6 protein-coding genes are annotated in these 7,378 nt (G+C 68.1%); 2 read left to right on the forward strand and 4 right to left on the reverse strand.

Translation table 11 applies throughout. The features are described 5' to 3' along the window. Positions 1-24: 24 nt before the first annotated feature. Together ACP99_RS12910 and ACP99_RS12915 are read right to left on the reverse strand one after the other, a co-directional pair. The gene (locus tag ACP99_RS12910; protein WP_049986986.1) at positions 25-1,740 is read right to left on the reverse strand and encodes a glutamate--tRNA ligase; all 1,716 of its coding nucleotides are present in this window, start codon (positions 1,738-1,740) and stop codon (positions 25-27) included. 91 nt (positions 1,741-1,831) lie between these two features. Next, positions 1,832-2,185, reverse strand: coding sequence for a hypothetical protein (locus ACP99_RS12915; RefSeq protein ID WP_197052452.1), 354 nt, complete (start codon positions 2,183-2,185; stop codon positions 1,832-1,834). A 176-nt stretch (positions 2,186-2,361) separates the two neighbouring features. On the opposite strand from ACP99_RS12915, the gene ACP99_RS12920 reads away from it, so the two are divergent. Then, positions 2,362-3,045, forward strand: coding sequence for a haloacid dehalogenase type II (locus tag ACP99_RS12920; RefSeq protein WP_049986987.1), 684 nt, complete (start codon positions 2,362-2,364; stop codon positions 3,043-3,045). A gap of 60 nt (positions 3,046-3,105) precedes the next feature. On the opposite strand, the gene idsA3 is transcribed toward ACP99_RS12920, so the two are convergent. After that, complete coding sequence (gene idsA3 / locus ACP99_RS12925; protein ID WP_049986988.1) at positions 3,106-4,152, reverse strand: geranylfarnesyl diphosphate synthase; 1,047 nt, start codon at positions 4,150-4,152, stop codon at positions 3,106-3,108. 1 nt (position 4,153) lies between these two features. Then, positions 4,154-5,512: a ribonuclease J gene (locus tag ACP99_RS12930; protein WP_049986989.1), complete on the reverse strand. Its 1,359-nt coding sequence runs from the start codon at positions 5,510-5,512 to the stop codon at positions 4,154-4,156. A 414-nt stretch (positions 5,513-5,926) separates the two neighbouring features. Here ACP99_RS12930 and ACP99_RS12935 point away from each other — a divergent pair, with 414 nt between their 5' ends. Continuing rightward, positions 5,927-7,243: a sensor histidine kinase gene (locus tag ACP99_RS12935; RefSeq protein ID WP_049986990.1), complete on the forward strand. Its 1,317-nt coding sequence runs from the start codon at positions 5,927-5,929 to the stop codon at positions 7,241-7,243. Positions 7,244-7,378: the final 135 nt, after the last annotated feature.

Below are 7,378 nucleotides of genomic sequence, written 5' to 3' on the forward strand. Positions count from 1 at the left end.
TCACGGTCGGGCGACCACGATCGGTCAGGGGTGCGTCCAGTAGACGACCGATTCCTCGTCCCCGTGCTCGTCGACGCGGACGAACCCGATCCGCTCGAACTGGACGACGTCGTCGACGTCGGTCGCCGCGAAGTCGGGTTCGGCGACGCCCGCGACGTCCCCGTCGGGAGTGCGCATCGTCACCTCGACGCCTCCCTCGGCGGGAACCCAGTGGACGACGTCGACGTCGCCCTCGCGCACGACGCCGATGCCGTCGCCGGTGGCGACGAGCGAGTCGCCCTCCCGCCGGACGCAGGCGTAGCCCTTCAGCCAGACGCGCTCGCCTGGAGCGGGGACGTCGTCGGGTTCGAGGCGGACGCCGCCGTCGACGGGGACCGTCCGCTCGCCGCGCTCTTCGTGGTCGGGGTGCAGCGGCGGGTGGCCGGCGTCGGGGCCGCCGTCGAGTGCGAAGCGCTCGCCGTCGCGGACGAGGAAGTACCGCTCGGCCTCGTCGTCGACGAGTTCCCGGTTCGACGCGTAGATCGAACTCATCGAGAGGTCGACGTTCGAGGTCGACGTGCCGAGCGCGATCAGCGCGTCGACGACGGCTTCGCCGCGGATGCCGCGGCGTCGAAGGCTCGCGAGCGTCGGCGCGCGGGGGTCGTCCCAGCCGTCGAGTTCGCCAGCCTCGATCTTCTCTTTGATCGTCGACGTCGACAGCTTCACGTCGTAGGCGTCGACCTGGACGTGTCCCCAGTGGACGACCTCGGGGTACTCCCAGCCGAAGTAGTCGTAGACGAACTGCTGGCGCTTCGCGGAGTCCTGCAGGTCGATCCCGCGGATGATGTGCGTGACGCCGGTCAGGTGGTCGTCGACGCCGGACTGGAAGTCGAGCATCGGCCAGCACCGATACGCCGAGGCCTCCTCGCGGGGGTGGGGCGTGTCGATCATCCGGAAGGCGACCCAGTCGCGCAGCGCGGGGTTCTTGTGCTCGATGTCGGTCCGGACGCGCAGGACCATCTCGCCCGGTTCGTACTCGCCGTCGACCATCGCCTCGAACTCTTCGTGAACGGTTTCGACGTCCTTCTCGCGGTGCGGACACGCCTCGGCGTCGTTCTTGAGCTCCGAGAAGGTCTCGCCGGAGCAGGAGCAGGTGTACGCGCCGCCCGCGTCGATCAGCTCGCGGGCGTGCTCGTAGTAGGTCTCGACGCGATCGGAGGCGACGATGACGTCGTCGGGCTCGAAGCCGAGGTAGTCGATGTCGTCGAGGATGGCGTCGTAGGCGTCGAGGTCCGGGCGTTTCGTCTCGGGGTCGGTGTCGTCGAAGCGGACGATGAAGGAGCCGTCGTAGCGCTCCTTGTACGTGCCGATGACCGCGGGCATCCGCGCGTGACCGATGTGCCACGGGCCGTTCGGGTTCGGCGCGGCGCGCATCCGCACCTCGTCGTACTCGTCGACGTTCGGGAGGTCCGGGAGGTCGTGATCGTCGCCCTCGTCCTCGGCCTCGATCTCGGCCAACTCCTCGGGCGCGAGGTCTTCGAGGCGGTCGCGTTTCTCCGCGGTAGAGAGGTCGTTGACGCGGGCGACGACGCCCCCGATGACGCCGGGTATCTCGTCGCCGTGCGGGCGGAAGTCGGGGTTCTCGCCCATCAGCGGCCCCATCACGGCCCCGACATCGGCGTCGCTCTCGTACTTCACCGCGTTGAGCAGCGCGTGCTTCTCGGCCTCGCGCTCGACCCGCTCGCGTAGATCGTCATCCATTGGGCGTGGATGCGTTCTCCCCGGTAAAAACAGGCCCGGATTGGGGGCTCGGCGGGACGTGCGACCGCCGGTCGCCACCGCGACGTGCCCGTTACATCCCGTCCGTACCCCGGTCGCGCGTCATAACGATACCGCTGACGAGCATCAACAGCGCGAGAGACACCATCCCGGCGTCCCAGCCCATCCCCGCGCTGATGGTACTGCCGCCCATCGCGCCGCCCGCCATTCCACCGTCCATCGATCCGGGACCCATCTCGCCGCCCATCATCCCCGTTCCGAGAAGCGCCTGGTTCAGCAGCATCACGACCGAGTAGGCGATCATCAGCGGGCCGCTTGCGCCCCCGAGGCGGTCGGCGAAGTCGGTGAGTAGCACGACCCCGTGGACGGTGACGACGACGCCGACGAGGAGCATCAGCCAGCCGTCGGTCCCCATCTGCGTCGCCATCACGCGCTCCACAGCGAGTACAGTCCGGAGGCGAGGGCGATCGACGCGCCGTACAGCCGCGTGTTCGAGATCATACGCCGCGTTCGGCGCCGTCGGGTAATAATCGTCCGGCGGACGGGGCGTCGGCGCGCCCGTCCACCGCACTGTTTTGTCGACGGCGGCCGAACCGCCGGTCGATGTCCTTCGACCCCGACCGCGTGGAGACGATCACGTTCGACTCCTACAGCACCATCGTCGACGTCGACGCCGCCGAATCGGCGCTGGCCGACCGCGTCGACGATCCGGAACCGGTCTCGAAGCTGTGGCGCGCGCGGTCGCTGGAGTACACCTTCGTCGCCAACGAGATCGACGCCTACCAGCCCTTCTACGAGATGAACCGCGACGCGCTCCAGCACGCGCTGGACGCCCACGGGGTCGATCTCTCGACTGCGGAGCGCGACGAGATCCTCGCGGTCTATCACGAACTCGACGTCTTCGACGACGTCCGCGAGGGGATCGAGCGGCTCCGCGCGGGCGGGTACGACTGCTACGTGGTCTCGAACGGAAATCCGGATATGCTCGCGTCGATGGTCGAGCACGCCGACATCGCGGACCTGCTCGCGGACACGATCAGCGCCGACGAGGTCGAGACGTTCAAGCCGCGGGCCGAACTCTACCGCCACGCCGCCGCGCGGACGGGAACGCCGATCGACGAGATCGCGCACGTCACCGCGGCGTGGTTCGACGTGATGGGCGCACAGCACGCCGGGATGCAGGGCGTCTGGGCCGACCGAAAGGCGAGCCCGTGGGAGCCATTCGACGGCGAACCGGACCTGACGGTCGAGTCGCTCTTCGAGTTGGCCGACGCGCTCGGCGTCTGAGTCGTCGAAAGATGAACCGCGGCCGGTGATCCGGCGGCGACGTCGGCAGTCGCGGTTGGCTCAGTAGCCGCGCGTGATCAGGTAGTCCGCGAGCTCTTCGAGCAGCGTCCGCGCCTCGTTGTCCGGGAGGACGTCGAGGTGGGCCTTCGCGTTCGCGGTGAGCTCCTCGGCCTTCGATTCGGCGTACTCGATCGAGCCCGCGGCGTCGAGTTCGGCGACGGCCTCGTCGATCTCGGCCTCCGAGACGGAGTCGACGTCGTCGGTCGCGACGAGCGAGTCGACGTCGACGCCCTGCTGGCGCGCGTGCAGCGTGATGAGCGTCTCCTTGTTCTCCACGAGGTCGGAGCCGCGCTGCTTGCCGAGCCGCTCGGAGGGGACGGTCAGATCGAGGACGTCGTCCTGGATCTGGAAGGCGCGTCCGGAGTCGATGCCGTAGCGGTAGAGCGCCTCGACGGTCTCGTCGTCGGCGTCCATCAGCACCGCGGCCGTCGCGGTCGCCGCGCCGTACAGCACGGCGGTCTTCAGTTCGACCATCTCGAGGTACTCCTCCGGGAGCACCTCGGTCCGGCGCTCGAACTCTACGTCGAGCGCCTGCCCCTCGCAGATCTGCGTGCAGGTGGTCGCCAGCCGCCGAACGGCTTCGAGGCCGTTCGCGGGGTCCGCGCCGGTCTCCGAGAGCAACTCGAAGGCCTTCGCGTAGAGGGTGTCGCCCGCGAGGATCGCGGTTTCGGTGTCGTACTCCTTGTGGACGGCGGGGACGCCGCGACGGAGGTCGTCGTCGTCCATGATGTCGTCGTGGATCAGCGTGAACGACTGGATGACCTCGATGCTCGTCGCGGCCGACATCACGTCGATCTCGCTGCCGTCGAGCGCCGGGAACGAGCGGTAGTCCACCGAGAGCGGCTCGACGTCCGCGAGCGCCTCCGCGGTCAGGAGGGCGACGGTCGGCCGGAGCCGCTTGCCGCCGGCCTTCAGCAGGTAGCGCGTCGCCTCGTAGAGACGCTCGGGCGACTTCATCGGGACGTCCTCGTCGAGCGCCTCGTTGACGAGTTCGCGCCGCTGTCGGACCGCGTCGAGTACCCGCTTTTCCGCCGCGTCCGAACTCATCTCACTCCACCAGCTGGATCATGTTCCCGTTCCGCGTGGCGTGCAGGTCTCGGCCCATCTGGTACCCCTGCGACTCCGCGAGGTCGACGTACGGAGCCATCCCCTTGAGATCCTGGTGGGCCGGGATGACGTGCTGGGGCTGGAGCGCGTCGAGCATCTGGTAGTGGCCCTCCTCGCGGAGGTGGCCGGAGACGTGGATCTCGTCGTAGATCCGCGCGCCCTGCATCCGAAGCAGGCGCTCGGACTGATAGCGCTGGCCCTCGTTGGTCGGCTCCGGGATGACCCGGGCGCTGAAGATGACCTTGTCGCCGTCGTCGATCTCGTAGGGCGTCTCGCCGCGGCCCATCCGGGTGAGCATCGCGCGCGGCTCGCCCTGGTGACCCGTGACGACGGGCAGGAAGTTCTCCTTGCCCTCCTTCATGATCCGTTTGAACGTCCGGTCGACGGACTTGCGGTGGCCGTACATCCCGACGTCGTCGGGGAAGTCGACGAAGCCGAGCCGTTCTGCGGTTCCGGAGTACTTCTCCATCGAGCGGCCCAGCAGGACGGGCTGGCGGCCGATGTCCTTCGCGAACTCGACGATCGAGGAGACCCGCGAGACGTGCGAGGAGAACGTCGTGGCGACGATGCCGCCGTCGTAGTCCTCGATCGATCGGATCGTGTCCTCGAGGTGGTTGCGCGCGTGCGACTCGGAGGGCGTGCGGCCCTTCCGGCCCGCGTTCGTACAGTCCTCGATGTAACAGAGGACGCCGTTGCCCTCGCGGCCGATCTCGCGGAAGCGCTCCATGTCGATCGGGTCTTCGAGCACCGGCGAGTGGTCCATCCGCTTGTCGAGGCCGTAGACGATCGCGCCCTCGGGCGTGTGCAGCACCGGGTTGACCGCGTCGATGATCGAGTGCGTCACGTGGACGAACTCGAGTTCGACGTTGCCGGAGTCGCCGATCGACATCGTCTCGCCGGCTTCCATCTTGACGAAGTCGTTGTTGAAGCTCCCGCTGAACTTCGTCTCGTCTTCGACCTGCTGTTTCGCGAGCTCGATCGTGAACGGCGCGGCCACGATGGGCGCGTCGTACCGGTGGGCGAGCTTCGGGATCGCGCCGATGTGGTCGAGGTGGCCGTGCGTCGGCACGATGGCCTGTACGTCGCCCTCGAGGTCGGACATCACCCGGTCGTCCGGGATCGCGCCCATGTCGATCAGATCGAGGCTGTGCATCTTTTCGGTCTCCACGTTGTCGTGGATGAGGACCTGACTGAGGTTCAGGCCCATGTCGAAGATGACGACGTCGTCGCCCGCGCGAACGGCCGTCATCTGTCGACCGACTTCTTCGTATCCGCCAATTGTCGCGATTTCGATTTCCATAGTTGAATCCCGAGCATCGAAAGCCACCGGACGGACGCTGCCGTCTGTCCGCGGTGGCGAGGGTGCTCACTCAAACGTCCCGGCGTGGCGTGGTGGTCGCCCGACTCTGGGGCGACGCGTCTCGGGACCGATCGGCCCCGGCGTCTTACAGCGCGTCGGTCGTCGGTCCCGCGTGCCCCGGCGATCCGAGGCACTTGCCCGCGGGAGTTCTGGTACTGGGCGATTCTCAGCCCGGGACTAAAAACTATCCGGGTTAGCGGCGACCGCCCCGGCGACGACCTAACGACGAGGGACTGCCCGTAATCGACCGCCTCGGTCGACTTACCGAACCTTCTCGGAACTGTCCACGGATTATCGTATTCGATAGTTTCGGGGAAACGTTGAGTAGCTAAGAGGTGTGCCGTTCGGGTAACTGTGACCGGGGACGATTCACGCGCGATCTGCGGCTCTGCCGACAGCGGTATCTTCGATTACTTGCCGGTGTTGACGGTCCGAACGCGAGTCGACGACGACGGCACGCAACGCATCGACGGCTGCAACGATCAATTCGCCCGACGCCTCGGCTACGCGCGCGCCGACCTCACCGGCGTCCCCGTCGCCGCGGTGTACGCGTCGGATGCGACGCCGCCGTCCGTCGACCCGGTGGACGGGATCGATGCCCCTGTCCCATCTCGCGAGAGTCCCACTGAGCCCACGGCGGACTCACACGCCGACGGCGACGAGCCAGGGCCGACGAGCGCGAGCGCCGACCGACAGGGTCTCGCGCGGCCGCCGGGGACGCCCGACCTCAGCGATGGCAGCCGAGACCGTCGAGACCTGGGTCCGTTCGAAGCGGACGCTCGAACGGCAGGGCGCGGCCCCCGCCCAGAGTCCGCGTTCGCAGCCGCAGAGCCCGAATCGGTCCCGGCGATGCGGGCGGTGGACTGCCCCGAGAACGCCGTATCTACGCTCGTCGGCAGGGACGGCCATCTGATCCAGACCGTCGCGGAATCGTTACCCCGAGACGACGAGACGGATGGACGGGTCATCTTCCACGTCGACCTGACCCGACGCGAGCGCCGCGAGCAACAAGCGAATGTGCTGAACCGCGTGATGCGCCACAACGTCCGCAACGACCTGAACCTGCTCCGCGGCCACGCGAAGGTCCTGAAAAGCCACGGCGACGACGAGGTCGTCGACTCCGCGGAGGTGCTCGACCGACTCGCGGACCGCTGGCTCGGGCTGGCCGAGACGGTTCGCAACATCGAGCGGCTGTTCGACGGAGTCCCCACGGAGACGGCGAAACTCGAGGACGTCGTCGCGTCCGCCCGTCGGACGGTAGAGCGGGAATCGGCGTGCGGCCGCGTCGAAACCGATCCCGACGTGGACCCGACGTGGCACGTCTCCGAACGGCTCCACGTCGCGCTCGTCGAACTCTGCGAGAACGGGATCAAGCACGCCGACGCGCCAGACGAGGGCGACGGACCGGTCGTTCGCGTCGAAATCGAACCGAGTCACGTCCCCGGCTGGATCCTGATACACGTCGTCGACGAGGGGCCGGGGATTCCCAAACAGGAGTTGACCGCGCTGCACGCCGCCGAGGAGACGCCGCTGCTCCACGGCAGCGGTCTCGGGTTCTGGTTGGTCCGGTTCGTGGTCCGACGCCTCGGCGGCGACGTCGCCGCCGAGAACCGGGACGGTGGCGGCGGCGTCGTCACGCTGCACGTGCCGCTCGCCATCGAGGACGAGTGAGCGTCGGTGAAGCCGCCGACGGGGAGTGAGCGTCGGTGAAGCCGCCGACGGGGAGTGAGCGTCGGTGAACGACGCCGGTGGCGAGTGATCGCCCGCAGCCGTGAGTGCGTCCGACCGGCCGTCGCCGCCGTCGAC

It is taken from the genome of Halobellus rufus (assembly GCF_000739575.1).
GTDB lineage: Archaea > Halobacteriota > Halobacteria > Halobacteriales > Haloferacaceae > Haloquadratum > Haloquadratum rufum.

Excerpts from the sequence above, each read along its gene's own strand:
- ACP99_RS12910 (WP_049986986.1), bottom strand. The coding sequence starts at position 1,740 with ATGGATGACGATCTACGCGAGCGGGTCGAGCGCGAGGCCGAGAAGCAC.
- ACP99_RS12915 (WP_197052452.1), bottom strand. The coding sequence starts at position 2,185 with ATGGCGACGCAGATGGGGACCGACGGCTGGCTGATGCTCCTCGTCGGC.
- ACP99_RS12920 (WP_049986987.1), top strand. The coding sequence starts at position 2,362 with ATGTCCTTCGACCCCGACCGCGTGGAGACGATCACGTTCGACTCCTAC.
- idsA3 (WP_049986988.1), bottom strand. The coding sequence starts at position 4,152 with ATGAGTTCGGACGCGGCGGAAAAGCGGGTACTCGACGCGGTCCGACAG.
- ACP99_RS12930 (WP_049986989.1), bottom strand. The coding sequence starts at position 5,512 with ATGGAAATCGAAATCGCGACAATTGGCGGATACGAAGAAGTCGGTCGA.